At 37.0% G+C, this 23,742-nt stretch carries 28 protein-coding genes and 1 pseudogene; 21 read left to right on the top strand and 8 right to left on the bottom strand.

Annotated features, from left to right (window positions below; translation table 11 throughout):
* The first annotated feature begins 1 nt into the window (after position 1).
* The 8 genes from FJR45_RS07125 to FJR45_RS07090 all read left to right on the top strand — a co-directional run bounded on the left by FJR45_RS07125 (position 2) and on the right by FJR45_RS07090 (position 6,891).
* Positions 2-1,387: a glutamate synthase subunit beta gene (locus FJR45_RS07125; protein ID WP_193149912.1), complete on the top strand. Its 1,386-nt coding sequence runs from the start codon at positions 2-4 to the stop codon at positions 1,385-1,387.
* 130 nt (positions 1,388-1,517) lie between these two features.
* Entirely contained in the window at positions 1,518-2,363 is an 846-nt protein-coding gene (gene accD, locus FJR45_RS07120) for an acetyl-CoA carboxylase, carboxyltransferase subunit beta (protein WP_193149911.1), read from the top strand.
* A 1-nt stretch (position 2,364) separates the two neighbouring features.
* On the top strand, positions 2,365-2,925 hold the full coding sequence (locus FJR45_RS07115; RefSeq protein WP_193149910.1) for a thiamine phosphate synthase: 561 nt from the start codon (positions 2,365-2,367) through the stop codon (positions 2,923-2,925).
* On the top strand, positions 2,925-3,383 hold the full coding sequence (locus FJR45_RS07110; RefSeq protein WP_193149909.1) for a 23S rRNA (pseudouridine(1915)-N(3))-methyltransferase RlmH: 459 nt from the start codon (positions 2,925-2,927) through the stop codon (positions 3,381-3,383). Before FJR45_RS07115 ends, FJR45_RS07110 begins: the two co-directional genes overlap by 1 nt.
* Positions 3,384-3,396: 13 nt before the next feature.
* Positions 3,397-3,747 carry an RNA polymerase-binding protein DksA gene (dksA, locus tag FJR45_RS07105; protein ID WP_193149908.1) on the top strand — a complete coding sequence of 117 codons (351 nt, stop codon included), beginning with the start codon at positions 3,397-3,399 and terminating at the stop codon, positions 3,745-3,747.
* A gap of 11 nt (positions 3,748-3,758) precedes the next feature.
* Positions 3,759-4,778, top strand: a complete 1,020-nt coding sequence (locus FJR45_RS07100; RefSeq protein WP_193149907.1) for a hypothetical protein — start codon at positions 3,759-3,761, stop codon at positions 4,776-4,778.
* A gap of 2 nt (positions 4,779-4,780) precedes the next feature.
* Positions 4,781-5,737, top strand: coding sequence for a tRNA dihydrouridine synthase DusB (dusB, locus tag FJR45_RS07095; RefSeq protein WP_193149906.1), 957 nt, complete (start codon positions 4,781-4,783; stop codon positions 5,735-5,737).
* The gene (locus tag FJR45_RS07090) at positions 5,737-6,891 is read left to right on the top strand and encodes a hypothetical protein (RefSeq protein ID WP_193149905.1); all 1,155 of its coding nucleotides are present in this window, start codon (positions 5,737-5,739) and stop codon (positions 6,889-6,891) included. Before dusB ends, FJR45_RS07090 begins: the two co-directional genes overlap by 1 nt.
* 4 nt (positions 6,892-6,895) lie before the next feature.
* Here FJR45_RS07090 and FJR45_RS07085 read toward each other — a convergent pair whose 3' ends face one another.
* The 3 genes from FJR45_RS07085 to FJR45_RS07075 are packed head-to-tail and all read right to left on the bottom strand — an operon-like array spanning position 6,896 to position 8,527.
* Positions 6,896-7,798, bottom strand: coding sequence for a hypothetical protein (locus FJR45_RS07085; RefSeq protein WP_193149904.1), 903 nt, complete (start codon positions 7,796-7,798; stop codon positions 6,896-6,898).
* Complete coding sequence (fliN, locus tag FJR45_RS07080; protein WP_151900200.1) at positions 7,795-8,109, bottom strand: flagellar motor switch protein FliN; 315 nt, start codon at positions 8,107-8,109, stop codon at positions 7,795-7,797. The genes FJR45_RS07085 and fliN overlap by 4 nt, the downstream gene beginning before the upstream one ends.
* Positions 8,102-8,527: a chemotaxis protein CheX gene (locus FJR45_RS07075; RefSeq protein WP_193149903.1), complete on the bottom strand. Its 426-nt coding sequence runs from the start codon at positions 8,525-8,527 to the stop codon at positions 8,102-8,104. The genes fliN and FJR45_RS07075 overlap by 8 nt, the downstream gene beginning before the upstream one ends.
* A gap of 105 nt (positions 8,528-8,632) precedes the next feature.
* Between FJR45_RS07075 and FJR45_RS07070 the strand changes: the two genes are divergently transcribed.
* The 3 genes from FJR45_RS07070 to FJR45_RS07060 all read left to right on the top strand — a co-directional run bounded on the left by FJR45_RS07070 (position 8,633) and on the right by FJR45_RS07060 (position 13,220).
* Complete coding sequence (locus FJR45_RS07070; RefSeq protein ID WP_193149902.1) at positions 8,633-9,364, top strand: sulfite exporter TauE/SafE family protein; 732 nt, start codon at positions 8,633-8,635, stop codon at positions 9,362-9,364.
* Positions 9,365-9,372: 8 nt separating this feature from the next.
* Positions 9,373-12,204 (top strand): excinuclease ABC subunit UvrA, encoded by a 2,832-nt coding sequence (gene uvrA, locus FJR45_RS07065; RefSeq protein WP_193149901.1) that lies wholly within the window; start codon positions 9,373-9,375, stop codon positions 12,202-12,204.
* Positions 12,205-12,299: 95 nt separating this feature from the next.
* Positions 12,300-13,220 (top strand): manganese-dependent inorganic pyrophosphatase, encoded by a 921-nt coding sequence (locus tag FJR45_RS07060; protein ID WP_193149900.1) that lies wholly within the window; start codon positions 12,300-12,302, stop codon positions 13,218-13,220.
* Here the strand turns inward: FJR45_RS07060 and FJR45_RS07055 are convergent.
* Both FJR45_RS07055 and FJR45_RS07050 read right to left on the bottom strand, forming a co-directional pair.
* Positions 13,217-13,627 carry a hypothetical protein gene (locus FJR45_RS07055; RefSeq protein WP_226966402.1) on the bottom strand — a complete coding sequence of 137 codons (411 nt, stop codon included), beginning with the start codon at positions 13,625-13,627 and terminating at the stop codon, positions 13,217-13,219. The two genes, FJR45_RS07060 and FJR45_RS07055, sit on opposite strands and share 4 nt — an antisense overlap.
* A gap of 105 nt (positions 13,628-13,732) precedes the next feature.
* Positions 13,733-15,406, bottom strand: coding sequence for an AMP-binding protein (locus FJR45_RS07050; protein ID WP_226966401.1), 1,674 nt, complete (start codon positions 15,404-15,406; stop codon positions 13,733-13,735).
* 160 nt (positions 15,407-15,566) lie between these two features.
* Between FJR45_RS07050 and FJR45_RS07045 the strand changes: the two genes are divergently transcribed.
* A complete protein-coding gene (locus tag FJR45_RS07045) occupies positions 15,567-15,947 on the top strand; it encodes a DUF6394 family protein (protein WP_193149899.1) in 381 nt (126 codons plus the stop codon).
* 6 nt (positions 15,948-15,953) lie between these two features.
* Positions 15,954-17,606: a potassium channel family protein gene (locus tag FJR45_RS07040; RefSeq protein ID WP_193149897.1), complete on the top strand. Its 1,653-nt coding sequence runs from the start codon at positions 15,954-15,956 to the stop codon at positions 17,604-17,606.
* Here FJR45_RS07040 and FJR45_RS07035 read toward each other — a convergent pair.
* A complete protein-coding gene (locus tag FJR45_RS07035; protein WP_193149895.1) occupies positions 17,603-18,673 on the bottom strand; it encodes a sensor histidine kinase in 1,071 nt (356 codons plus the stop codon). The two genes, FJR45_RS07040 and FJR45_RS07035, sit on opposite strands and share 4 nt — an antisense overlap.
* Positions 18,660-19,313: a response regulator transcription factor gene (locus FJR45_RS07030; RefSeq protein ID WP_193149894.1), complete on the bottom strand. Its 654-nt coding sequence runs from the start codon at positions 19,311-19,313 to the stop codon at positions 18,660-18,662. Before FJR45_RS07030 ends, FJR45_RS07035 begins: the two co-directional genes overlap by 14 nt.
* A gap of 184 nt (positions 19,314-19,497) precedes the next feature.
* Here FJR45_RS07030 and FJR45_RS07025 point away from each other — a divergent pair, with 184 nt between their 5' ends.
* The 4 genes from FJR45_RS07025 (at position 19,498) to FJR45_RS07010 (ending at position 20,639) form a co-directional block, all read left to right on the top strand.
* A complete protein-coding gene (locus FJR45_RS07025) occupies positions 19,498-19,779 on the top strand; it encodes a TFIIB-type zinc ribbon-containing protein (protein WP_193149893.1) in 282 nt (93 codons plus the stop codon).
* Between the two features lie 81 nt (positions 19,780-19,860).
* Positions 19,861-20,232 (top strand): hypothetical protein, encoded by a 372-nt coding sequence (locus FJR45_RS07020; protein WP_193149892.1) that lies wholly within the window; start codon positions 19,861-19,863, stop codon positions 20,230-20,232.
* Positions 20,229-20,408 (top strand): hypothetical protein, encoded by a 180-nt coding sequence (locus FJR45_RS07015; RefSeq protein ID WP_193149891.1) that lies wholly within the window; start codon positions 20,229-20,231, stop codon positions 20,406-20,408. The genes FJR45_RS07020 and FJR45_RS07015 overlap by 4 nt, the downstream gene beginning before the upstream one ends.
* A gap of 60 nt (positions 20,409-20,468) precedes the next feature.
* On the top strand, positions 20,469-20,639 hold the full coding sequence (locus FJR45_RS07010) for a hypothetical protein (RefSeq protein WP_193149890.1): 171 nt from the start codon (positions 20,469-20,471) through the stop codon (positions 20,637-20,639).
* Between the two features lie 100 nt (positions 20,640-20,739).
* Here the strand turns inward: FJR45_RS07010 and FJR45_RS07005 are convergent.
* Positions 20,740-22,127: pseudogene (locus tag FJR45_RS07005) on the bottom strand (transposase).
* 334 nt (positions 22,128-22,461) lie between these two features.
* Here FJR45_RS07005 and FJR45_RS07000 point away from each other — a divergent pair.
* The 4 genes from FJR45_RS07000 (at position 22,462) to FJR45_RS06985 (ending at position 23,707) form a co-directional block, all read left to right on the top strand.
* On the top strand, positions 22,462-22,734 hold the full coding sequence (locus tag FJR45_RS07000; RefSeq protein WP_193149889.1) for a type II toxin-antitoxin system Phd/YefM family antitoxin: 273 nt from the start codon (positions 22,462-22,464) through the stop codon (positions 22,732-22,734).
* Complete coding sequence (locus FJR45_RS06995; RefSeq protein WP_193149888.1) at positions 22,731-23,078, top strand: type II toxin-antitoxin system RelE/ParE family toxin; 348 nt, start codon at positions 22,731-22,733, stop codon at positions 23,076-23,078. Before FJR45_RS07000 ends, FJR45_RS06995 begins: the two co-directional genes overlap by 4 nt.
* Before the next feature lie 120 nt (positions 23,079-23,198).
* Complete coding sequence (locus FJR45_RS06990) at positions 23,199-23,444, top strand: type II toxin-antitoxin system Phd/YefM family antitoxin (RefSeq protein ID WP_193149887.1); 246 nt, start codon at positions 23,199-23,201, stop codon at positions 23,442-23,444.
* Positions 23,438-23,707: a Txe/YoeB family addiction module toxin gene (locus FJR45_RS06985; RefSeq protein ID WP_193149886.1), complete on the top strand. Its 270-nt coding sequence runs from the start codon at positions 23,438-23,440 to the stop codon at positions 23,705-23,707. Before FJR45_RS06990 ends, FJR45_RS06985 begins: the two co-directional genes overlap by 7 nt.
* The last annotated feature ends 35 nt before the right edge of the window (positions 23,708-23,742 follow it).

Here is a 23,742-nt window from a genome sequence, read left to right as displayed (position 1 = left end):
AATGCGCGAATACCTAAAAACTGAGAGAATTGACCCGGCAAAAAGACTGGTTGTTGACAGAACAAAAGATTTTGGTGAAATTTATGAACTCTTTGATAAAGACGAGGCAGCAACACAGAGTGACAGATGTATTCAGTGCGGCGATCCGTTTTGTTTGAACAAATGTCCTTTGCACAATTATATTCCTCAATGGCTCAAGTCTATTGCCGAAAAAGATCTGGAATTTGCTTTTAAACTCTCCAATGAGCCTTCTCCTTTCCCGGAAGTTATGGGAAGAGTATGCCCGCATGACAGGCTGTGTGAGGGAGATTGTACCTTAAATGACGGGCACGGAGCGATTACTATCGGTTCTGTTGAAACGCATATCACTGAAGCAGGATTTAAAGCAGGATATACACCGGATTTTCCTGGAATAACAACAGATAAAAAAGTTGCTGTTATAGGAAGTGGTCCTGCAGGACTTTCTGTGGCTACCTATCTTTTGCGTTCAGGCATTGCTGTAACCATGTATGAAAAAAGTGACCGTGCAGGCGGTCTTTTGACATATGGTATTCCAAATTTCAAACTCGATAAAAAAGTAGTTGAGAGACGTGTGAAACTTTTACAAGAGGCCGGATTGACACTTGTACTCAACAGTGAAGTGGGACGTGATATAGAGTTTGAAACTATTGCGAATGAACATGATGCAATGTTTATAGGTGTTGGTGCAACAAAAGCAAAAAGTGCGGGTATCGCCGGTGAAAATGCACCAAATGTTTACAAGGCAATGGATTATCTTACAAATATACAAAGAAAGAATTTCAAACAGCCGTATGATAAAAAATTTGATTTTAAAGATTTAAATGTTGTGGTCATCGGTGGAGGTGATACGGCGATGGACTGTTTGAGAACCGCAAAACGAGAAGGTGCAAAATCTGTCACATGTTTGTATCGAAGAGATGAAAAAAATATGCCGGGCAGTAAAAAAGAGTATAAAAATGCAATGGAAGAGGGTGTGGATTTTACATTTCTTGCAGCACCCAAAGAGATTATATTAAACGAAGCAGGACGTGCAGTGGCGGTCGAAGTTGTAAAAACAACTTTGGGTGCCAAAGATGCATCAGGACGCCAACGCATGGAAGAGGTAAAAGGTTCACACTTTAGAGTGAATGCAGATGTGGTTATAATGTCACTTGGATTTGATCCTGTTGTGCCGTCGTTCTTAGCTGAAAACGGCATAGAGACAAATTCATGGGGTGGGATTATCGTGAATGAAGAGACATACGAAACAACAACACCCGGTATATATGCCGGAGGCGATTGTTTTCGTGGTGCTGATCTGGTTGTTACAGCGGCATATGACGGTCGTGAGGCAGCAAGAAACATTATAGACTCTTTATTACAATAAGTTCAAGCAGATTTACTTGTTTATAATGAGTAAATCTGCCTTTCTTCTGAAAAAAATATTTTCAAAAATTCTTTAAAATCAACATTAATTTGCTATAATAGAGTCTATTTATATAATTTAAGGATTTTTTTTGAATTTACTAAACCTTTTTACAAAAACATTTGACAATAAACAACCGGAAAAAGCCGAAGCGGGATCGCATTGGATTAAATGCAAATCATGCCACTCTTTGATGTACTACAAAGAAGTTGAAAACCAAAATTATGTATGTCCAAAATGCGGATATCATATCCGTATAGGTGTAAAAGAGAGACTCAACATGCTTGCAGACGAGGGAACATTTGTAGAGTATGACGCTTCGTTGGAGCCTGTGGATCCGTTGAAGTTTGTTGACAAAAAACCTTATAAAAAACGTCTTGAAGAAGCCTATGCAAAGACAGGAAGAAAATCATCAGTTGTAAGTGGTGAATGTAAAATGAACGGGGTGGATGTACAGCTTGTTATTTTTGATTTTGCTTTTATGGGTGGTTCTTTGGGCTCAGTAGAGGGTGAAAAAATTGTTCGGGCAGCTCATAGAGCCATAGAAAAAAAACAGGGTTTGATTATACTCAGCGCTTCGGGTGGAGCAAGAATGCAGGAATCAACCTTTTCATTGCTGCAAATGAGTAAAACTTCGGCAGCGCTGGCAAAACTTTCCAATCACAAACTGCCTTTTATCTCTGTGCTTACGGACCCGACGATGGGCGGAGTGAGTGCCTCTTTTGCCAATCTCGGTGACATAATTATAGCTGAACCGGGAGCGTTGATCGGTTTTGCAGGACAAAGAGTTATTGAACAGACTATTGGCTCAGAGTTGCCTGAGGGATTTCAACGAGCCGAATTTTTACTCGAACACGGTTCTATTGATATGATTGTCAATCGAAACAAGTTGAAAAAAACCCTCTCTGATATGCTGACTTTACTGAAAAAAGACTGATATGAGACTCTATGCGTTATGTGACCAGGACATGCTTGACAAAAAAGGAATTTCTTTGGAATCCTTTATAGGTATTGCAAAAAAGAAGAATGCTGAAATTATACAATATCGAAATAAAAATGCAGACATCGCCTTTGTTAAAGCACAATTGATAAAAATCAGAAAACTTTATGACGGTTTTTTGATAGTAAATGATGCCTATGAGCTTGTTGAATTCTGCGATGGTGTGCATGTAGGGCAGGAGGATCTTAAAGCTATAGATACAGATGTATTCAAGGCAGTCAAAATTTTACGAAGTGTTATAAATGAAGACAAAATTTTAGGCATTTCAACGCATAATGAAGAAGAAGTTCTGCAGGCAAATGCAATGGATTTAAATTATATCGGACTTGGTGCATACAGAAATACTGATACAAAAAAAGATGTATCAAGTCTTCTTGGTGATACCCTCGATACCATTGCCTCAAAATCCAGGCACCATGTAGCTGCTATAGGCGGTGTGAAACTCAATGATTCATTTGAACATGTAACATACAATGTAATCGGGAGCGGTTTACTCTAATGAATATAGAAATCGTCTCTATAGCAAAAAGAGAAAAAACACTTTACGATCCGTTGTATAAAGAGTTGACAAAAATGATATCAAGGTTCGCAACTGTAAAAGATACGGAGATTTTTTCAAAAGATGTAACAAAAGCACACACAATTTCCCCACAGGCCGCTCAAAAAGCATATACCAAAGCTTTAGAAGCTTATATTGGGAAAGATTTCTGTATAACTTTGCATCCAGATGGAAAAATGGTAGACAGTTTTGAATTTAGTAAGCTACTAAATGATAAAATGTCCGTAAAATTTTTTATAGGCGGAGCATATGGTTTTGAAAAAGATTTTTTAGACCAAAGCAATGCTGTTATCAGTTTAGGCAAAATAACAATGAGTCATAAAATTGCCAAGGTGGTTTTATTGGAACAGATCTATAGAGGTTTTGCTATACTGAGCAATCATCCATATCATAAATAAAAGGGAAATATAAGTGCAAGCAAGTGAGTTAAAATATTTTAAAGAATTACTACTGAGTCGAAAAGAACAGATAGAGAAAAACATTCAGGATGTCCGAACAGAACTAAGTGAGTTGAGCTCGTTAGATTTAAATGATGAAGGTGATCATGCTTCGGCAAATAACAATTCTATGGTAGAAGGTGCTATAATAGAGCAGCAAAAGCAGGAATTGGATGAGATTGAAAAAATACTCTCTAAAATTAAAAACGGTGGTTATGGTATTTGTGAAATGTGTGAAGATGAGATAGGATTTCAAAGACTGAAAGTAAAACCACATGCTGCATACTGCATTGACTGTAGAGAAATAGTAGAGAAATCTAAATAAAGGATTGAAGAATGTATATTAAAAGGTACACAATAGCTGCATTGGTTTGGATGGGACTTGTCGGTTGGTATGTTTATGCATATGTAACACAGGAAAACATGAGTATAGATCTGTTTGGCATTCCTATGCCGTCACTGTCTATCGCTTTATGGGTAATCATACCGATATTTATCCTCTACCTTGCAAGCGTGGCACATATGACATTCTATTCAATTATCGGTAATTTTCGATTACGTAAATATGAAAAAGATTATGAAAAACTTATTAATGCTGTTATTGATGCCTACCTGGGGAAAAAAGAGAGAAATTATACATTTAAAACTGACAGATATACTCTATTGGGAACACTTTTGCAAAATAGTGAGATGCACCCGGTCGGAGAGATTATAGGTAAAATTAATAACGAAAAAATTGAAAAAGTACTGTGTATTATTCAAGATGTCAAAAACGGTGAAGTTGTGGATCTTAAACCGTACAATTTACCGTCTGACAATGAACTTGTGATACAAAACGAAAGAAACAGATACAAAAAAGGTCAGATAAGTGCAGAAAATATTCTGGCAAACTGTACCAAATATGATGACAGTATATGTAAAGAGGTCTATGTGGATTATGTCAAAACTGCACCATTGAGCGGCATTGAAAAATATAAATCCTTTTTAACAAAAGAGGCTTTACATGTAATCCTTTCAAGAATTAATGCTGATGAAAATATTTTGAAAATCAGCAATGAAGTGCTTATAGACTTGTTTAAAAAACTTGATCTCAGCAAGAAAGACTATATTGAAATTTCTTCGATTCTCTCTAAAGGCGGTATGATTCCTGAACAGAGAATAAAACTTTTTGAAACATTGTCTGAAGAAGATGAAGATGCTGTGGATGCGTATCTTTATACACTTTATGACCTTGAAATGATAGCACCGGCCAATGCTATTCTTGACAACTCTCAGCCTGATGAGTATCAGAACTTTAAAGCCTATCGTGCGCTTAAAGAGTGTGGACAAAATTTCAGTATAGATATGTTTCTCTAATAATGAAAAAAACAAAACTCTCCTTTGACAAGCCATTATATGTATTAGCCCCATTGGCGGGGTTTACTGATCTTCCTTTCAGAAGTGTGGTGAAAAAATTTGGAGCAGATTTGACTGTCAGTGAAATGTTGAGCTCAAATGCTCTGGCTCACGGTTCACAAAAAACACTCCATATGCTGGAAAAATCTTCTTTGGAAGATCCGTATTCTGTACAAATTGCGGGTGCTGATGTTGATATTGTGCGTCGTGCTGTTGAAATATTAAACGAACAGGACGGAATTGACATTATTGACCTAAACTGTGGCTGTCCTGTACCAAAAGTTGTGGGTCATGGAAGCGGCAGTTCTCTTCTTTTGGACCTTCCTTTAATGGGAGATATTATAAAAACTATTAAAAATACTTCCAATAAAAATATGACCAGTGTTAAAATAAGATTGGGTTTTGAAAAGAAAAACCATGTGGATATTGCAAAAGTTGTGCAGGACAGCGGTGCAGATTTTATTGCAGTGCACGGAAGAACACGAACCGGCAAATTTAAAGCAGCTGTTGATTATGATGCAATAAGAGAGATTAAAGAGGCTGTGGATATCCCGGTGATTGCAAACGGTGATATAGATTCTTATGAAAAAGCAAAATGGGTGCTTGAACATACCGGTGCTGACGGGGTTATGATAGGTCGCGGTGCAGTAGGTGCTCCGTGGATATTTCACCAACTTAAAACCGGGACCGAACATATTGAACAAAGTCTCAAGTATGAAATTATTATGGAGCATTTTGACAAAATGATAGAGTTCTACGGACAGCACGGTGTTGCAATGTTTAGAAAGCATACTCATACCTACTCTAAAGGGTATCGAGGCGCATCAGTTTTGAGAAATGAAGTAAATTCAATTGACGATATAGCAACATACCGATCAGTCATAGATGATTTCTTTAAAAACAGTGAGATGACACTCTGATGTTAGAAATTTCTCCGGCAATTAAAAATTTAGAAAAAGAAGATATAGCAGACAATCTGCTTCATTATGTCTATAACACAAAACATTTACTCTCTTTGATTAAAAAAGGCATTGATCTGGATGACCCGTCCTATTTGAGTTCTTACCGTTCCTTTGAGGGGGAAGTGTATGAAAATTTTATTTATGAGAAGCTTTTGCGTTACGCAGAAGAGAATGACTATATAACAAAATTTGTACTCAAGGGTTTTCATCAGGGAAAATGCAAAGCCTATGCAAATACTCTTTCCATAAGCGAGAAAGAACAAATAGTCTACCGAACAAAAAGCCGTGAAATCAGTGAATTTGATGCGATGTTTTTGACAAAAAACAATGAACTCTATTTTGTTGAAATGACACTGGTAAAGTCTGTATTGAAACTGCGTCGCAGGCTGAGAAAGAAAAAAGCACTTTTGGAAATTATCTTTCCGAACTACACAATCAAATCATTAATTATCTTAAATGAAGGTGCCACAGGTGCCAAGCAGTTCCCGTCATACTGTAAGGTATGGTTTACAAAAGAGTTCTCGGCTGCAGAAGTTTTAGAATATATTACAAAACTCGACAAACAAAAACTTTTGCCAAAAGATAAAATAAATTCCAAGAAAATGATAGAAGCACATATGCTGAAACTTCATCCGTTCAGGTATTACAATACCATGAGCTGGATTACCAAAACAATACGGGCAAATAAAAAATATGTCATAGATATGAATTTTTTGATGACTGAAAAAGTGCAAAGATATCATGATTTATACAATAAATTTTATGTCGGTTTTTTGACTGTAAAAGAGATGAAAAACATACTGCATTTAAAAGAGGGTGAATATTCAGAGGAACAACGGGTGGTTGTTGCATTGGAAAAGAAACATTCTGATGAGATTGTAGTGACGTATTACATACAGACAACCCGTAAGAACCTTTATCTGTACAGTTTTAATGACGCAAAAGTTGTGAAAGAGAAAAAAGATCCTTACGGAATTACTGTAACAGAAGTATTTCATATCAACAAATTGATGAATGAGAGCTATTTGTTAAGTATATCCCAGGTCAATACAATTAAAAAACTCCTTAAAGAACGTTTCAAAAGAGAGAGTCAAAAACCAAACGAAAAGTAGTTTTTTACTGCATTTCATAGGCTATGTTTGCGGCTCTTTCTTTGTATGCCTGAAGAGGTTCCTGCTTTTGTGATGTTTGCGATTTACCTAAAAATTTTTCTAAATCTTCATGCCTGCTTTGTAAAATCTCGTCAAACTCCTGTTGGGACGCCGGCTTGTTATCTGTAAATTTGTCCAGAAGTATATTGCCGTTGCCCATAAGAACCAGGTAGCTTTGATTACCAAAGTCAAGCATGACAACACTGTTCTTCTCATCTATGGCTTTTTGAAACCGTATACTGACATTTTGTTCTGTCATATCAGTGTTGTCATTTTGTAAAGGGGATTGCTTTGTGTCTTTAAAGAGCCAGTTGTTATTTGATGTTTTCGTATTTGCAGGCAGAGGTTTCATTTTTTTCTTGATATATAAAAGTATAAGAATTCCAAGGATTAAAATAGCAACTACAATATAATAACTTGAAGACATTGTATCATCTTTTTTTGTCGGCAGTGCACTGAGTGAATTTACAGAAGAGGATGGTGCTTTTTTTAAAGTTGATGATTTTACAGCTGTTTTGTCTGCAAAGCGCAATCTCAATCCATAGCCGTCAGATGTTTTTGAGGCAATAAGTTTTGTTGATGGAGAGATCGAAGCAACAATCAGAGTTTCATTGTTAAGCGGTGTAATAGTCAATGAGTGCAAATACTCAGAAGAAACTTTTTTTATTTTTGGTGATTCTATCGTGGCATCTTCAAGTTTTATGATGATTTTTGATTTACTGATACTCTGCTTTATCTGCCCTGTGTAAGGTGTGTCAAAAGTAATCATGACATCGGCTCTGTCAGTTCTTTCATAAATATTATAGCTTAAAATTTTTGAAGCATACAGGGAAAAGGGCAGGACGAAAAGTAATAAAATTTTAATCATAATCTCTCTTTTGACAGGTAGTAAAGTACAGCACTTGAATCCAGCACTTCATTGATACGGATAGCAAGGTTTTTTTCATAAACCATCACTTCTCCTTTTCCTATAATACGTCCGTTGACATAAGACTCAACACTCTCTCCTGCCGGTTTTTTTAAATCGATAATAGATCCTTTTTCAAGCTTTAAAACTTCTGCAACACTCAATTCGGTTTCTCCCAAATCAGCAATAAATTCAACTTCCATATCGAGTATACCGGAGTAGTCCATCCATGAAAGTTCTTCTTGCAGGTCAAATTTTTTTGTATCAGGCATCTAATTCCTTAATGGCAATAATGAGTTCGGCATTGTCTATATGAACGACTTTGCGCTCATCAAAGCTAAAGTCAAATTCTCCGACTTTTGCAAAATGAGGCGTTCCCATTGTATATGAAATTCCAAGTTTTTCAGCAATGACTTTGGCACTTCCTATAATAAGATTCGCAGTTTCAAGTGTCATCTCTTTGAGCGTCTCTTCATCACTTTTTTCTTCTTCTAAAAACAGTTTTGAAACTTTCTGCATAAAATCATTGTCAGAAGCTATATACACTCTGTAGTGCTTCTGGTCTTGAGCCTGCACATCTATGTAAGCAATAAGTGTTCTCTTGTTCGTCGGGACATCTTTTATTTCGCATGAAGCTCCGATTTGATGTACGCAAAAGTTTTCTGCTGCTTCTTTTAAGCTCTCTAGCATTATCTACCTTTCTTATAATTCATAGATTATACTTGAATGAAACACAAAGTAAAATTAAACTATTATTTATATTGGGGTATAATTCCAAAAAAGTTATGGATAATAATGATTGAATTAATCTTGCTTGGTACTTTTGTCGGTTTGCTGTCCGGGCTTTTCGGAATAGGCGGTGGAACAATTCTTGTGCCACTGTTGCTGCTGCTTGGATATGAAACAAAAATTGCCATAGGCATTTCGGTTATTCAGATGGTTTTCAGCTCTGTTTACGGCAGTTATCTGAATAATAAAAAAGGCACACTTGATGTCCTGATGGTTGTTATTATTGGACTTGGCGGTTTTACCGGTGCCCTTTTAAGCGGCAATATTACGGCAAGTTTCAGTGATGAGACATTGGAAATGGTCTTTTTGGCATTTGCCGTATTTGCACTTATTCGCCTTTTTATGAAAACACATGACTATAAGCATGAAAAAAAAGTAAACAAGGCAGTGCTATTTGTCACAGGTTTTGTCATAGGGGCAATAAGCATGTCCATAGGGGTAGGCGGGAGTCTGATTCTTGTCCCTATCCTTGTGGGATTTTTACATGTACCTTTGAAAAAGGCTACATCAGCAGGGCTCTTTTTTGTTGTGTTTTCATCTGTTTCTGGGTTGATATCACATACACTGCACGGTCATGTTGATTATACAAGTGGAATCATTATAGGGTTGGCATCATTGGCAGGTGTGTATGCAGGTATACATTTAAAGCATCATATCTTAAATGTATCTCTGCAAAAAAAACTCTTAACTGTTCTTTATCTGATTATAGTAATATATTTACTCTATAGAATTTTTTGAGGTATGTAATGAAAAAAAAAGATGTAATTAAAATCACCGGCGCGCGAGAAAACAATTTAAAAAATATCAATTTGACAATTCCTAAAAATGAATTGATTGTGATGACCGGACTCAGTGGAAGCGGAAAGTCTACTCTGGCTTTTGATACGCTCTATGCAGAGGGTCAGCGCCGCTACATGGAATCACTCTCTTCGTATGCAAGACAGTTTTTAGACCGCGTGGGCAAGCCTGATGTCGATAAGATAGAAGGACTCACACCTGCTATAGCCATAGATCAAAAAACAACGTCAAAAAATCCGCGTTCAACTGTCGGAACGATTACGGAAATATATGATTATTTTCGACTGCTGTATGCCCGTGTCGGCATTCAATACTGTCATAAATGCGGTAAAAAGATTTCTCAGATGTCAGCTTCGGACATTATCGGCGAAGTGGCAAAGCTCCCCGAGAGTGCAAAACTTGTCCTGATGGCACCGCTTGTCAGAGAAAATAAAGGGGCGTATGCGGACCTGATTGAGTCACTTGTGCATAAAGGCTATGTACGTGCACAGATTGACGGTGTGATGGTGCGCCTGGATGAAGAGATAGAACTTTCAAAAACAAAAAAACATACCATTAAGGTCGTTATTGACAGAGTCATAGTAAAAGAAGAAAACAAAGAGAGAATTGCCTCTGATGTTGAAAAAGCCCTCAAAGAGAGTTATGGTGAACTCGAAGTGGAGGTGCTCAACTATGAAGAACTCGGTTGCCCGCAGCATATTCATTATTCGGAGCACAATGCCTGTTTTGACTGTAAAATAAGTTTTGAACCGCTTGAACCGTTGAGCTTTTCTTTTAACTCGCCAAAAGGTGCCTGTAGCGAATGTGACGGACTTGGCATACGGTATACGCTTGATACAGAGAAAATTATAGACAGTGACCTGAGTATAGAAAAGGGAGCCGTAAAAATTGTTTACGGTTTTAACAAAGGCTACTATTTTACTTTTTTAAAGGGCTTTTGTGCGCATAATGACATTGACGTTACCGTACCGTATTCTGAATTGCCTTTGCACCAGCAAAAAGCGATTTTACACGGAAATATAGACGAAGTGGAATTTTTGTGGAAAAACCATAAAGTAAAAAGAATTTTCCCGGGTATCATCCGTATAGCGTACGATATGTTAAAAGATGAAAAAGAACTCTCAGACTATATGAGTGAAAAGGTTTGTGATGTCTGTGGCGGACACAGGCTAAAACGCGAATCTTTGGCGGTAAAAGTAGCAGATACGAAAATCGCACAGCTCCTTGAAATGCCCATAGCAAAAACCTATGAATTTTTTGCTAATGATGAGAATTTTTCCTATTTCGATACACAGTCAAGAATGATAGCAGAGCCTATTTTAAACGAAATCAAAGAACGACTTTTCTTTTTGTATGATGTAGGACTTGGCTACATTACTTTGGGGCGTGATGCCAGAACCATAAGCGGAGGAGAAGCACAACGCATACGCATCGCTTCACAAATCGGCTCAGGATTGACAGGTGTCATGTATGTGTTGGATGAGCCAAGCATTGGACTGCATGAAAGAGATACTTTGAAGCTTATCAGAACACTAAGAAGTCTACAGGAAAAAGGAAATACGGTTATCGTTGTGGAGCATGACAAAGAGACAATAGAAAACGCAGACTTTATCGTAGATATAGGAAGCGGTGCTGGAAAATTTGGCGGGGAAGTTGTTTTTAGCGGCACGTTAGAGAAACTGAAAAAGGCCAAAACGCTGACAGCGGATTATCTTTACGGGCGTAAAAAAATTGAGTATTTTTACAGACGTCCGCAGGAAAAGTGGATAGAAATTAAAAATGTTACGATTAACAATATTGAAAAGCTGAGTGCGAAGATTCCTTTGAACAATTTTGTCTGTATTACAGGGGTAAGCGGGAGCGGAAAAAGTTCGCTGATGCTGCAGACCCTTTTGCCGACAGCAAGAGAGCTGCTCAATCATGCAAGAAAAGTGAACAAAGTTGCCGGTGTGGAAATCACAGGGTTGGAACATGTCGATAAAGTAATATACCTTGATCAGAGTCCGATCGGACGGACACCAAGAAGTAATCCGGCAACCTATACGGGTGTTATGGATGAGATTCGTAACCTCTTTGCGCAGACAAAAGAGAGCCAGATTCGTGGCTATACTGCGTCAAGATTTTCTTTTAATGTCAAAGGCGGGCGTTGTGAGAAGTGTCAGGGAGAGGGTGAAAACAAGATAGAGATGCACTTTTTGCCTGACATTATGGTCAAATGTGATGCCTGTGGCGGCAAACGGTATAACCAGCAGACTTTGGAAGTTTTTTACAAAGGCAAAACAATTGCGGATGTACTTGCTATGAGTGTGGATGAAGCTTTTGAGTTTTTCAAACCTATTCCTAAGATACATCAAAAAATGAAAACACTTGTGGATGTGGGACTCGGATACATTACACTGGGACAAAATGCCGTAACACTTTCAGGCGGTGAAGCGCAAAGAATCAAACTAAGCAAAGAGTTGAGCCGTAAAGATACAGGAAAAACACTTTATATTTTGGATGAACCGACAACAGGCCTGCATTTTGCAGATGTTGACAGACTGACAAATGTACTGCACAAGTTTGTCGAACTCGGAAACTCGATGCTTATCATAGAACATAATCTTGACATGATAAAAAATGCCGACTATATCATAGATATGGGTCCTGAAGGCGGAAGCGGCGGCGGACTCATCATAGCAGAAGGCTCTCCTGAAGTATTGGCAAAAAACCATAAAAAAACAGGTTCTTATACCGGTGAATATCTTGAAAAAGAGTTGCAACTGCATCAAAAAACGTAGAAACCAGTCTCTTTATGTTGCACTTGAAATGACTGATAAACTGGTGAAGTTTTTATAAAAGTATAGTATAATTCGAAAAAAAATAAAGGCTTAAAATGTCAGTATATGTTTTTGGACACAAAAATCCTGATAGTGACTCTATTGTTGGTGCTATCTCCTTATCTTATTTAAAAAATCAAATTGAAAAAGAAGAGTATATTCCTGCCCGCCAGGGTGAGATTACTGCAGAAACACAGTTTATTTTAGATACATTTGGCGGTAAGTTGCCGGAGCTTAAAACTTCTGTCGCAGGTGAGAGAGTTTTCATAGTGGACTCTACGGACAAGGCACATTTTCAAGATGATATTGATGAAGCGACGATTATCGGTATAGCCGATCATCATAAACTTGGTGATTTGACAACAGATACGCCTCTTGAAGCGTGGATTCGCCCTATAGGGTGTTCAAACACGGTCATATATGAAATGTACAGATGTTACGGTGTGGAAGTACCAAAAGAGATTGCAGGACTGATGATGATGGCAATTTTGAGTGATACGGTTATATTTAAATCGCCTACATGTACCAAAGTCGATACAAAAGCGGTCAAAGAACTCGCAGCGATTGCCGGAGTAACAGACTATAAAAAACTGGCGATGGAGATGTTTATAGTAAAATCCGCTGTTGATGGTGCCAGTGCCCGTGATTTAAATACACGTGATTATAAAGAGTTTAACATGAACGGCACAAAAGTCGGTATCGGTCAACTTGAAATGGTAGATATTTCTGTACTCGAGCCTCGTGAAGAAGAACTGCTTGAAGATATGAAAAAGATGAAAGAAGAGGGCGGTCTGCATACTGTTTTGATTCTTTTAACAGACATTATGAAAGAGGGTTCAAAACTTTTGGTTGTCAGTGATGATGAGTCAAAAATAGAAAAAGCATTTGACATTAAACTCCAAGACCATAAAGCATGGTTAGATGGCGTACTGAGCCGTAAAAAGCAGGTAGTACCTTTTGTGCAGCCTCAGTTTTAACTCTTTTTAGACTTGCTTGAGTAGTGCGTTGCACTGACAATATTACCGATGATTGCACGGTGGTAGAGGTAGGGTTGTTTTATATTGCTGATAACATACCTGCCTCCGGATGTCGTAATCACTTCGAGTGTTCCAACATCAATGATCTTGCCAAAGCTTTTACTGAAAGGCTTGATATAAATCGTTCTGATCTCTTCAAGGTTAATCGGAAAAATCTCTTTTTGCACCCGTCCTTTTAAAATAATAAGCCTTTTTTGTGTGAGTAGACAGTTGTAGGATTTTTTCTCTTTTATTTCATCAAGATGGACAAAAAAAGTGCGAATCATCAAAACAATGCCAATCACACCTATTTCATACTCATATCCTATAAATAACAGTAAAGACCCCAGTGCATAGAGTTTTATCATAGGCAAATAAAATGTTTTTGATATTTCCGCCCGTACCAAAACCGATTCGTCTTTATGGAGAACCTTTTTAAAATTTTCTATGATATTTTCCTTTTGCGTTATTGTCTATTCTGTATAAAGGTATCTTTTTATCTTCTTGGTCGGCGTTTTTACAAAAGGCTCAATCTGCTCTATGAATTTTTGAATTTTTGAAAATGAAGCCAACTGTGTATTGACCTCTATGCGCATGTTTTCCAGATACTCAGCAATTTTTTCTCTGACTTCATTTTCGGGCATATTGTGGGCATTAAACATTTTATCTATAAGTTCATAGTCCAGGTGCACTCTTGCAACGAGTTTTCCGTCTTTTTCCATCACAAGGGAATCAAGAACCGCCTCATGTTGGTTGATGATAGCCTCTATCTGTTCTGGATATATGTTTTCTCCACCGGGACCGATAATGACATTTTTGCTTCTTCCGCTGATAAAAAGATATCCGTCTTCATCTATATAACCCAAATCTCCGGTATAAAACCAACCATCTCTGATGACCTCTTTTGTCTGCTCTTCATCTTTGTAATAGCCTATCATTATACTTGGTGATCTTGTGATGATTTCTCCCTCACCGTTTTGCGGGTTGGGATCTTTTATTTGCACCTCAACGCCAACCATCGGCAAGCCGGTAGAGCCTATTTTGATTGGGTAGCCGATTCTTCCTCCTGCTATGAGTGGAGATGTTTCGGTGAGACCATAGCCTACAATGTATGGAAAATTGGCTTCTGCCAAAAATTTTTCCACATAAGGAGAGAGTGCTGCACCGCCTATACCGAAAAACTTGATCCGACCTCCGAATGTTTCGATTAATTTTTTTCCGGCAACTTTATTGAGCAGTTTGCGTATAAAAGGGATGGAGTAGAGCGTTTTCATAATAAATGAACCGGTAAATTTCGGCAGTATTTTATTTTTATATATCTTTTCTATGATGAGAGGCACGCTGAGCATCATAGTCGGTCTGACGCTGGCAAAGGCTTTTATAAGGACATTGGGAGTAGGTGTTTTGTCGAGATACACAATGTCCGCACCATGTAAAATCGGCAGTATCATACCGACAGTACATTCAAAAGTGTGTGCTAAAGGCAAAATGGAAAGAAAAGTATCTTCCGGTAAGACAGTCACATTTTTGTAAGCACTCATTGCATTGGTAACAAGGTTTTTATGTGAGAGCATGACCCCTTTTGAGTGTCCTGTCGTTCCTGAGGTATACAAAAGCGCCGCCATATCATCTTCTTTTGGTCTTGGAAGTTCTTTGGAAGCCATTCTCTGTGTCAGTTTTGCAATGTAACTGTGGTTTGTCAATTCATTTATGAGTGTTAAATCATCAAGTTTTATAACAAACTTCATATTGGAATTATCCAGCTCTTCTATGGTTTGCAGATGCTTTTGTGACACAAAAACAGCTTTTGCCTCAGAGTGTCTGATGATGTGCTGAACATCAGAGGGGTGAAAATCAGGAAGTATGGGAACGATGACACCGCCAAAATAGGTAACTGAAAAATAGGCAACAGCCCAGTTAGGCATATTTTCACTCAGCAGGGCAACTTTATCGCCTTTTCTGACACCGTTTTTCTTTAAAAGTTTGATCATGGCATGTACATTTTCATGTAACTCTTCATAGCTCATAGGTTCCTGATCAACCTTTGATAAAACTTTTTTCGGTCCGTACAGCTCTACTGAACGTTTTAGCAAACTTGGAAGTGTATAGTCCTGCATATTTTCATAAGGGTATGTAATATCTGTCATAGCTCATCTTTTATATTGATTGGTTTATATACTCTGTTACTTATTATACAAAGTATTTCTTTAATGTAAAATGTAGAGTGATTAAATATACAATTAATTTTAATAAGAGTAGAATTTTAGAAGCACGCTTAGGTGTTTTTTTATTTTGGAGAATTAAGAAATGAATATGCATAAAATTATATCCGGGTCATTTTTTATCTTGGCCATGACGGTCAATTTCGGTTTTTTTTACGGAGAGCCTACGGTACTTGAACAGCACAGTTCTTATGAGCTTTTTGCCGCGATTATTGTCAACCTCATAGCCACAGTTCTCAAGCTGGGAGACAGAACACAGCTTGGAGCGGTTTTACTGGCAACAAGTATTGTAGCAGATATTCAGCTTATCGCGTCCGCAACCGTCTGGGCTTTTGCCATGTATGTCATTGGTGATGTAAATATAGAGGCCGCAACAGCGATTGTCTCACTCTCAGGCGGAGCGCTCCTGGCAAATATAGTCTCGGTTATACTCTTTGTTGGCGATACACTCAAATCAAAAAGATAGCAAAAGATGAATGAACAGATTGTATGGATTGTTCTTAAAAGGCTAAGGACACCTTTTTTAGTCATTATCATTACTTTTGCCATATCCATACTCGGGTTAGTGTTGATTCAAGGAACTGACAACAACGGGAACCCTTATCAGATGACTTTTTTTGATGCCTTTTATTTTGTGACCTATATGGCAAGTACTATCGGTTTTGGAGAGGCGCCGTATACTTTTAATTATGAACAGCGGATGTGGGTGAGCTTTTCTATCTATTTTACAGTGATAGGATGGTTTTACGGGATAGGGGCGATTGTCTCTCTGATACAGGATGAGGCACTCAAAAAAGCACTAAACAGAAACTCGTTCAGAAATCATGTAAGAAACATTAACAAACCCTTTTATATTATTCTTGGATATAACGGGATAACAAAAAGTATTATTGACAGACTCAACGGACATAACTACAGGCTGGTTGTTTTGGATAAAGACGAGGAGAAGATAGACGAGTTGATATTGGAAAATTTTTATCCAAATGTTCCTGGGTTTGTAGGCGATGCAACAAATCAAAAAATGCTTAAAATCGCCGGAATTCATCAAAAAAACTGTGCAGGTGTTATCTCTCTTTTTGAAGATGATATGGTGAATTCAAAAATAGCCACCATCTCCAAACTGCTTAATAAAAAAATTGATATTATTGTCAAGGCGACTTCAAAGGCTCAGCTTGAACACTTTAAAAGTATGGATTTAAAACATGTAAAAAATCCTTTTGATATTATTTCAAAACGCATCTACTATGGTATAACGGCACCCTATATCTGGCTTTTGGAGATGTGGATGTACGGACACATACTCAAACTGAAAAAAAGAGACCAGTTCCCTTTGGGAAAATATATTATATACGGTAAAGGGAGAATGGGTAAAGCGATTCAGGAAGGACTGCAAAAAGCCGGTATAGAGTATGTGATTGAAGATTTTGATTCACAGCGCTATATAGAAGAGAAAAATACAACTATTTTCGGGGATGATGATGATATACAGAGACTGCTTGAACTCGGTGTTAAAGAGAGTGCCTGCATTATAGCCGCAACACAAAATGATTTGTTGAATCTTACTATTTTAAACAAGGCAAAACAGCTCAATCCAAAAATATTTACAATGGCACGTGAAAATACATTGGATGATTTAAACATATTTCAGGCATCTAAAATTAACAAAATATATATCGTGGAGAAGATACTGGCTGATGCGACATACAGTTATATAGCAAGACCTCTGGCTGACCTGTTTATACAAGAAGCACGCAAAAAAGATGATGAATGGGCCAGAATTATTGTGCATATGCTTAACAACATCACAGGGATGAATCCAATGTACTTTGAAACTGTGCTCAATGACGCAAATGCGTATGCACTGACATTAAGACTTGAAAAAGGTGAAAATATAAGCCTTGCAGATTTAAGAAGATCCCGTGCTGACAGAAATGAGATGTTGCATGTAGTCTTTTTACTGCTTAAAAGAGGGAATGAAATATACTTGATGCCTGATGCAAGAATGAACCTGCAAATCGGTGATGAACTGCTGATAGTCTCAGATGAGGAGAATTACAGTGATTTTGAGTATATTGTCAATAACATATATGAACTTGAGTATGTTTTAGGGTATACAACTTCCTAAGGCAGAGTTAAAACAAAGCGTGTGCCTGCAGGCTCGTTTTTTTGCACAACTATTTTTATATCCATAGCATATGCCAGTCTTTTTACAATGTCAAGCCCAAGACCACTGCTGTTTTCATCACTGTAGGAGCGTTCAAATATCTTTTCCGGTTCTTTGATGCCTTTGCCGTTATCTTCTATGTATAAGGCATTGTTTTTATGGTAGATTTTTACGTAGCCGTCTTTGCCGTCTTTTTTGTTGTACTTGCAGGCATTTGAGAGGATGTTTTGTAGGATCTGTTTCATGGCATGTTTGTTTATTTTTGCTTTGAATGCAGTGCATTTGATCTGAAAAGTTATGTCTGGGTAAAGCGTTTTTTGTATCTCAACAACCTCTTGAATGAGAGGACAGATATTTTGGCTGTGTATCTGAAAAGTCTCCTCCTGCAGAAGTATTGTCAGATTTTCATGAAGCTCTGAAATATTGTTGATACTCTTTTTTAATCGTATCAGGGCCTTAGTATTGTGCAGTTGTGGAATTTTTTCTATGAGTTTCATATTTAACTGCATGGAAGTGACAGGTGTGTTTAGGTCATGAATGAGATCTTTTGCAAACTTGTCAAGTGTCAAAATACTCTCCCGTAGAGGTTGTAAAGCATTTTTTGCAAGTATATAGCTGATATATGCAAAAACAAGCAGGAGCAAAATCTGAATGGCTATTATTTTTTGCTGTAAACTGAAACGTTTTTCATTAAAACTTTTTTTTGATTTAAATACCTGTAAATATTTTCCATGTAAATGTATTGGCAGAAGTTTTGAAAATTCTGTTTCTCCAATAGAGAAGTTTTTGATGTCAATATATTTTGGTATGTTTTTAAAAGTATAATGATACTCCCGACTGTACTTATCCAATGGTCTTCCCATCTTTATATGTCTGGCATATTCGATGAGTGAAAACTCTTCTTCTTTGAGAAGATGATTTTGTATCTGTTGAAAATAAAAATATCCCGCAGCTAAAATCAGTAAGGCGATACTGACAAAATAGACAAGAAAAAATTTTAAAAATGCCAGTTTTTCATGATGATGCAAGACGGTATCCTATGCCTTTGATGGTTGTTATGGGAAGTCCGATTTTACGAAGTTTGTTGATATGAACCCGCAAGGCTCCCTCACTCATCTCTTTGTTTCCGTTGAGGGTTTCGAGTATAAGCTCTTTTTGGACTGTTTTGTTGAGGTTTTGAAAAAAAAGCTTTGTAATTTGCAACTCATATGGAGAAAGCGGTATAAAATCAGACTTGTTATAAAGCTCATCTTTGTCAATAACAAAGCGAAAATCATCTATATGTAACTCGTTTTGGTAGGTGTGATAGGCTTTTTTTAAAAGTGCGTGTATGCGTATGAGGAGTTCATCAAAATCAAAAGGCTTTTTAATGTAGTCATCCGCACCGACATCAAAGCCGTTTGCCAAGGAGGCAACATCGCTTAAAGAGGTGAGAAAAATAGCAGGGGTAGTGTCTCCGCTTTGGCGTAAACTGTGAAGGAGTTCAAAACCATTTAACAAAGGAACATTCACATCCAAAAGCAACAGAGTAAATTTCTCTTCAAAAGTAGCATCAAGCGCCGCCTCCCCATCCTTTACATGTAACACTTCAAACGATTCACTTTCTAACAGTTCAATCAAGGTTTCTGAGAGTATTTCATCATCTTCGAGTAATAATATTTTTGACATATGAAAAGTATATACAAAAGTGCATTAGCGTAATGTTAATGGTTTCATTAAGTATTGATACTGCTTAAAAACAATTAACACACACTTTTCAATAATTAACATATACTGCCAATAATAGTTAATTATGTGATTTAATGTTATTCTGTCTATAATGTATGTTAATAAATAGTTAATGGAGCAAAGTATGATAAAAGAACAAGATGGATTAATTGAACACTTAGAAAAGATTATTGAAAATTTAGATGCTAGTCTTGCAAAGGATATAGCAAAATTTGCTATAGATAAAGGAATTAATACTTTAAGTGAAAAGCAGAAATATGTACTAGAAGAAGGTATATCAGATTATCTTATGTATGAATGTCCAAACTGTGGTGAAGAAATTAGTTATGAAGATATGGAGATTAGTATAGACAATGGAATGTGTTCTTACTGCAGCCATAAGTGGGATAAGATGCAAAAAGAGTAAATGCGGAGAAACAAAACTATCCAACGGCGAAGCTGAGCCCTAAACGGGTCAGCTTCGCCGTTAGCTTAACATTGGAACATTATGAAAAAAGAAGATATTAAACGCCATTTACATACATATTCAGTTTATGGAAAAAGACGTACAACCATAAATCATGCTTTTGCATCAGCAATCGCACCAAGTGATGATTATGACGAAACAAAAATAAATGAAGCATTGGAATTTTTAGGACAAAACCCAAATCAAGATTTAACATGCGTATTTTGCAACGATGAAGCAGAAACATGGGATCATCTTGTTGGGTTAATAAAGAATGGGGAACTAAGAGGGTTTGGACATCAAATTGGTAATTTAGTGCCATGTTGTAAAAATGTAATTCTAAAAAAGGCAGTAAAGAGTTTGACAAATTTATTAATCAATTTGATGAAATATATTGTGATAAGGATGAATTGATTGAGTTACTTTCGATGTATCAAAAGAAATTTGCAAAAGAAATTAATTTAAACCTTTTAAAAGAAAAAACACCTGATGAGTACAAAGAATTTTTACAAGTAAAAAAAGAAATTTTTGACTTAATGGAAAAAGCAGACGTATTAGCCGATAAGCTAAGAAAGAACATACTTGATTAAAAAAGCTAACAAGTACTTGGAGAGTTGAACACCCGTTAGATAAATAATAAGGAACATTAAATGGATTATGATGAATATGATTTCAATATAAAAGGTATTATAAAAGTGGATTCACCAGAAGGTGTTATATCAATTACAACACCTCAGTTAAAAGAAGCATTGTATAATATAGCAGCATTCAATAAACTTCTAGGAGTCTGTCGGATACCCATCCAAAAATACTCCCTATAATCTCTCATATTTTTAAAAAACCATTTTTAGAGCGATAATGTAGAAAATATTCTCTAAAATCCTTCATATATTGCTCGATATATGCCATCCCTGTCTCCTGTTATCCCATTATCGTATGCAATCTCTTCAGATTGTATGCCATGCATACCAAACGCCACTCACCTTGTGCCTTTTGAAGCCCTCTGAGCATAAATTGCCTAAATCCAATTACCTGTTTGATGATACCGAAGATGGGTTCTATGACACATTTGCGTTGGGCATAAATAGCTTTACCCTCTTTGGTCTGAAGACGGTGTTTCATTTTTTCTACTTCAGTAGGATTATCAGGCAAAGGGTCTGCCTCTTTGAATCTCTCTTCAAGTGGCTGATTGTGTTGCTCTTTTCCAAATGAGATATAGGGTGTCATTTTGCTTTTTACACATAGCTTGATATTCTCTTCGCTGAAATAGCCTGCATCCGCATTGAATGCAGCGGAAGGTTTGAGTTTTGGATGTACCTCATACCATTGCAGTGTAGGCTTAACCTCCTGTTTGTCATTGGTGTTTTGTGTAACATGGGTATGGAGTATCAGACGGGAATCATGCTCTGCTGAGGCTTGGGCATTGTAGCACTGCTCAAACCCTCCGCCTGATGTTTTCATAATACGAGACTCTTCATCGGTCAGGTTGACCTGGTCTTTATCCAATACTTCTTCGACAGGCTCTTTTGGCACTTTGCCTTTTGTCTTCTTGTCTGTGAGCTTCTCTTTCTCCTTGCGTCTCTTCATCTTCTCATCATAGAGTGCTTTCTCTTTTGCATAGCGCTCTTTGGCGCGTTGCTCTATTTTTGCTTTGGCTTCCTTAATGACTTCAAGACGCTCTTCTCTTCGTTCCAGCTCCTCAGGGATATTCACTCCTTCATCGCTTTTACTGTTGTCTGCCTCTTGTGCTTTTTCAAGCAAGGCCTGCACTTCTGCTTCGAGTTGGGATTGCAGTTTTTTTATATGTCCGTAGCTCAGTGCCTTATGCTTGGAAGCGTTGGCTTTGACTTTGGTACCGTCAAGACTTACTTTGCCTACTTTAAGTACGCCCGACTTCTGTGCTACCTCAAGTATCTGCACAAAGAGATCGGATATCTGGGAAAGAAAACGTTTGCGGAAGTTGGCAATGGTATCGTGATCGGGATGAGTATTGACAGCAATATATCTAAATGGTACAGAATCGTAGGTAGCCTGTTCTATCTTTCTGCTTGAAAAGACTCCTGTTGCACCCCAAGAGTATTTCCTCGCTTCGCTCACCGCACATATCCGTAAAAGAGAAGCGAAAGCATTGCTTTGGGATCATAGGCATCTTTGCCACCTTCTTTGTAGTGTTTGTAGATATCATTGAGATCGAGTGTTTCGACTATCTCTACAATGAAGCGTGCCAAATGCCTCTTTGGAAGCCACTCTTCTATACTCGGAGGCATCAGGAATGGCTGATTTCGGTTAGCTGCTATGAAGGGTTTCATATCGTCAAAGCCTTATTAGAATATTCTCTTATTTATATTTATTATACCTGATTATTGGTTTTGAGTGGGTTAATCCGACAGGCTCCTAGAATTAGGAAAAAGTACTAAATCAGCTGTAAAAGGTAATAAACTCTTAGAACCGCTTACTCAAAAAATTTCTGGAAAAATAGAAATAATATCACATGAAGCTATCAGATAGTTTTAAATTATCTAACAAAAACTTGGAGAGAAATAGTTTACCCTAGCGGAAAAACTATTTCTCAAGTGAGTCGTTAGCATCACATTTGCACATTAAGTCTTAATTTGGTACAATAAAAGGACTGAAGGAGATTTTATGCAAATAGTTGAAGATATAAAACCTATTACATATTTAAAAAGCAGAGCAGCTGATGTTCTCAAACATATTAACGAAACACACCGACCGATGATTATTACTCAAAATGGCGAAGCGAAAGCTGTTATTCAAGACCCAAAAAGTTATGAAGATATGCGAAATGCTATCTCGATACTTAAACTTCTTTCATTTGCTGAAGAAGATATAAGAGAGGGGAACCTTCATTCAGAAGAAGATGTGTTTAAATCTGTTGAGGAACTTCTTAACAGATGAGTAAAACATATAAAGTTCAATGGACTTCAAATGCGAAAGAAGACCTTTTAAATATTGTTGCTTATATTAAAGAAGATTCTCCGAGTATTGCAAGAGAGATTTATCAAAAGATAAAAAATAAAGCTAACTCTAGTAATTTTTTACCATTAAGAGGTAGAGTTGTACCTGAACTTCAGAAAGAAGGTATCACAATGTATCGAGAGCTTATAAGTTCTCCTTGGAGAATCATGTATAAAGTTGATAGTGACAGTGTCTATGTAATGGCTATCTTTGATTCAAGACAAAATGTAGAAGAGCTACTCCTCCAAAAACTGATAAGAAGCTCAACGCTAACAAAACAGTAGCCAATAAATTACCTAGCGGTAATTTATCGGATATCTTCGACCGTTATCTTAAAAAATATTACAGCTTGACAAAGCGTACGATATTTAGTACAATGCAGAAAATGAATTAAAGGGTTAACTATGACAAAAGTTATGTCGGTAAGCCAAGTTAGAGCAGATATTTACAATGTTATGGACGAAACAGCAAAAACTCATGAACCAGTGCTTATTACCGGGAAGAGAAATAATGTAGTTATGCTTTCTCAAGAAGACTGGAATGCGATAGAAGAAACATTGTATTTAAATACTATACCAAATATGGCTTCTTCAATTCAAGAATCAATGAATGCACCTGATGAAGAATTTAGTGAAAATGTTGAATGGTAGAGTATAAAATACTTTATAGTAAATGGGCATTAAAAGATGCTAAAAAATTATCAAGTGCTAACTTAGATAACAAAGCTAAAGAACTTATTGAAATCATCAGAAAAAATCCTTTTCAAAACCCGCCTCCTTATGAAAAATTAGTAGGGAACTTAAGTGGTTCGTACTCAAGAAGAATAAATATACAACATAGACTTGTTTATGAAGTAAAAGAAGATGAAAAGAAAATAAGAATTTCTAGAATGTGGTCACATTGTGGAGAATAAAGATGTATAATTCGGAACAATATTTATTTTAAAAG

The sequence above is a fragment of the Sulfurimonas sediminis genome (assembly GCF_014905115.1).
Classification (GTDB): domain Bacteria; phylum Campylobacterota; class Campylobacteria; order Campylobacterales; family Sulfurimonadaceae; genus Sulfurimonas; species Sulfurimonas sediminis.
The sequence above is the reverse complement of the archived record's forward strand: the minus strand, read 5'-3'. Positions and strand labels throughout refer to the sequence as shown.

Bases quoted from the DNA above. Each gene is read 5' to 3' on its own strand.
- FJR45_RS07125 (WP_193149912.1), top strand. From the start codon at position 2: ATGCGCGAATACCTAAAAACTGAGAGAATTGACCCGGCAAAAAGACTG.
- FJR45_RS07115 (WP_193149910.1), top strand. From the start codon at position 2,365: ATGAGACTCTATGCGTTATGTGACCAGGACATGCTTGACAAAAAAGGA.
- FJR45_RS07110 (WP_193149909.1), top strand. From the start codon at position 2,925: ATGAATATAGAAATCGTCTCTATAGCAAAAAGAGAAAAAACACTTTAC.
- FJR45_RS07100 (WP_193149907.1), top strand. From the start codon at position 3,759: ATGTATATTAAAAGGTACACAATAGCTGCATTGGTTTGGATGGGACTT.
- dusB (WP_193149906.1), top strand. From the start codon at position 4,781: ATGAAAAAAACAAAACTCTCCTTTGACAAGCCATTATATGTATTAGCC.
- FJR45_RS07090 (WP_193149905.1), top strand. From the start codon at position 5,737: ATGTTAGAAATTTCTCCGGCAATTAAAAATTTAGAAAAAGAAGATATA.
- FJR45_RS07085 (WP_193149904.1), bottom strand. From the start codon at position 7,798: ATGATTAAAATTTTATTACTTTTCGTCCTGCCCTTTTCCCTGTATGCT.
- fliN (WP_151900200.1), bottom strand. From the start codon at position 8,109: ATGCCTGATACAAAAAAATTTGACCTGCAAGAAGAACTTTCATGGATG.
- FJR45_RS07075 (WP_193149903.1), bottom strand. From the start codon at position 8,527: ATGCTAGAGAGCTTAAAAGAAGCAGCAGAAAACTTTTGCGTACATCAA.
- FJR45_RS07070 (WP_193149902.1), top strand. From the start codon at position 8,633: ATGATTGAATTAATCTTGCTTGGTACTTTTGTCGGTTTGCTGTCCGGG.
- uvrA (WP_193149901.1), top strand. From the start codon at position 9,373: ATGAAAAAAAAAGATGTAATTAAAATCACCGGCGCGCGAGAAAACAAT.
- FJR45_RS07060 (WP_193149900.1), top strand. From the start codon at position 12,300: ATGTCAGTATATGTTTTTGGACACAAAAATCCTGATAGTGACTCTATT.
- FJR45_RS07055 (WP_226966402.1), bottom strand. From the start codon at position 13,627: ATGATAAAACTCTATGCACTGGGGTCTTTACTGTTATTTATAGGATAT.
- FJR45_RS07050 (WP_226966401.1), bottom strand. From the start codon at position 15,406: ATGACAGATATTACATACCCTTATGAAAATATGCAGGACTATACACTT.
- FJR45_RS07045 (WP_193149899.1), top strand. From the start codon at position 15,567: ATGAATATGCATAAAATTATATCCGGGTCATTTTTTATCTTGGCCATG.
- FJR45_RS07040 (WP_193149897.1), top strand. From the start codon at position 15,954: ATGAATGAACAGATTGTATGGATTGTTCTTAAAAGGCTAAGGACACCT.
- FJR45_RS07030 (WP_193149894.1), bottom strand. From the start codon at position 19,313: ATGTCAAAAATATTATTACTCGAAGATGATGAAATACTCTCAGAAACC.
- FJR45_RS07025 (WP_193149893.1), top strand. From the start codon at position 19,498: ATGATAAAAGAACAAGATGGATTAATTGAACACTTAGAAAAGATTATT.
- FJR45_RS07020 (WP_193149892.1), top strand. From the start codon at position 19,861: ATGAAAAAAGAAGATATTAAACGCCATTTACATACATATTCAGTTTAT.
- FJR45_RS07010 (WP_193149890.1), top strand. From the start codon at position 20,469: ATGGATTATGATGAATATGATTTCAATATAAAAGGTATTATAAAAGTG.
- FJR45_RS07000 (WP_193149889.1), top strand. From the start codon at position 22,462: ATGCAAATAGTTGAAGATATAAAACCTATTACATATTTAAAAAGCAGA.
- FJR45_RS06995 (WP_193149888.1), top strand. From the start codon at position 22,731: ATGAGTAAAACATATAAAGTTCAATGGACTTCAAATGCGAAAGAAGAC.
- FJR45_RS06990 (WP_193149887.1), top strand. From the start codon at position 23,199: ATGACAAAAGTTATGTCGGTAAGCCAAGTTAGAGCAGATATTTACAAT.
- FJR45_RS06985 (WP_193149886.1), top strand. From the start codon at position 23,438: ATGGTAGAGTATAAAATACTTTATAGTAAATGGGCATTAAAAGATGCT.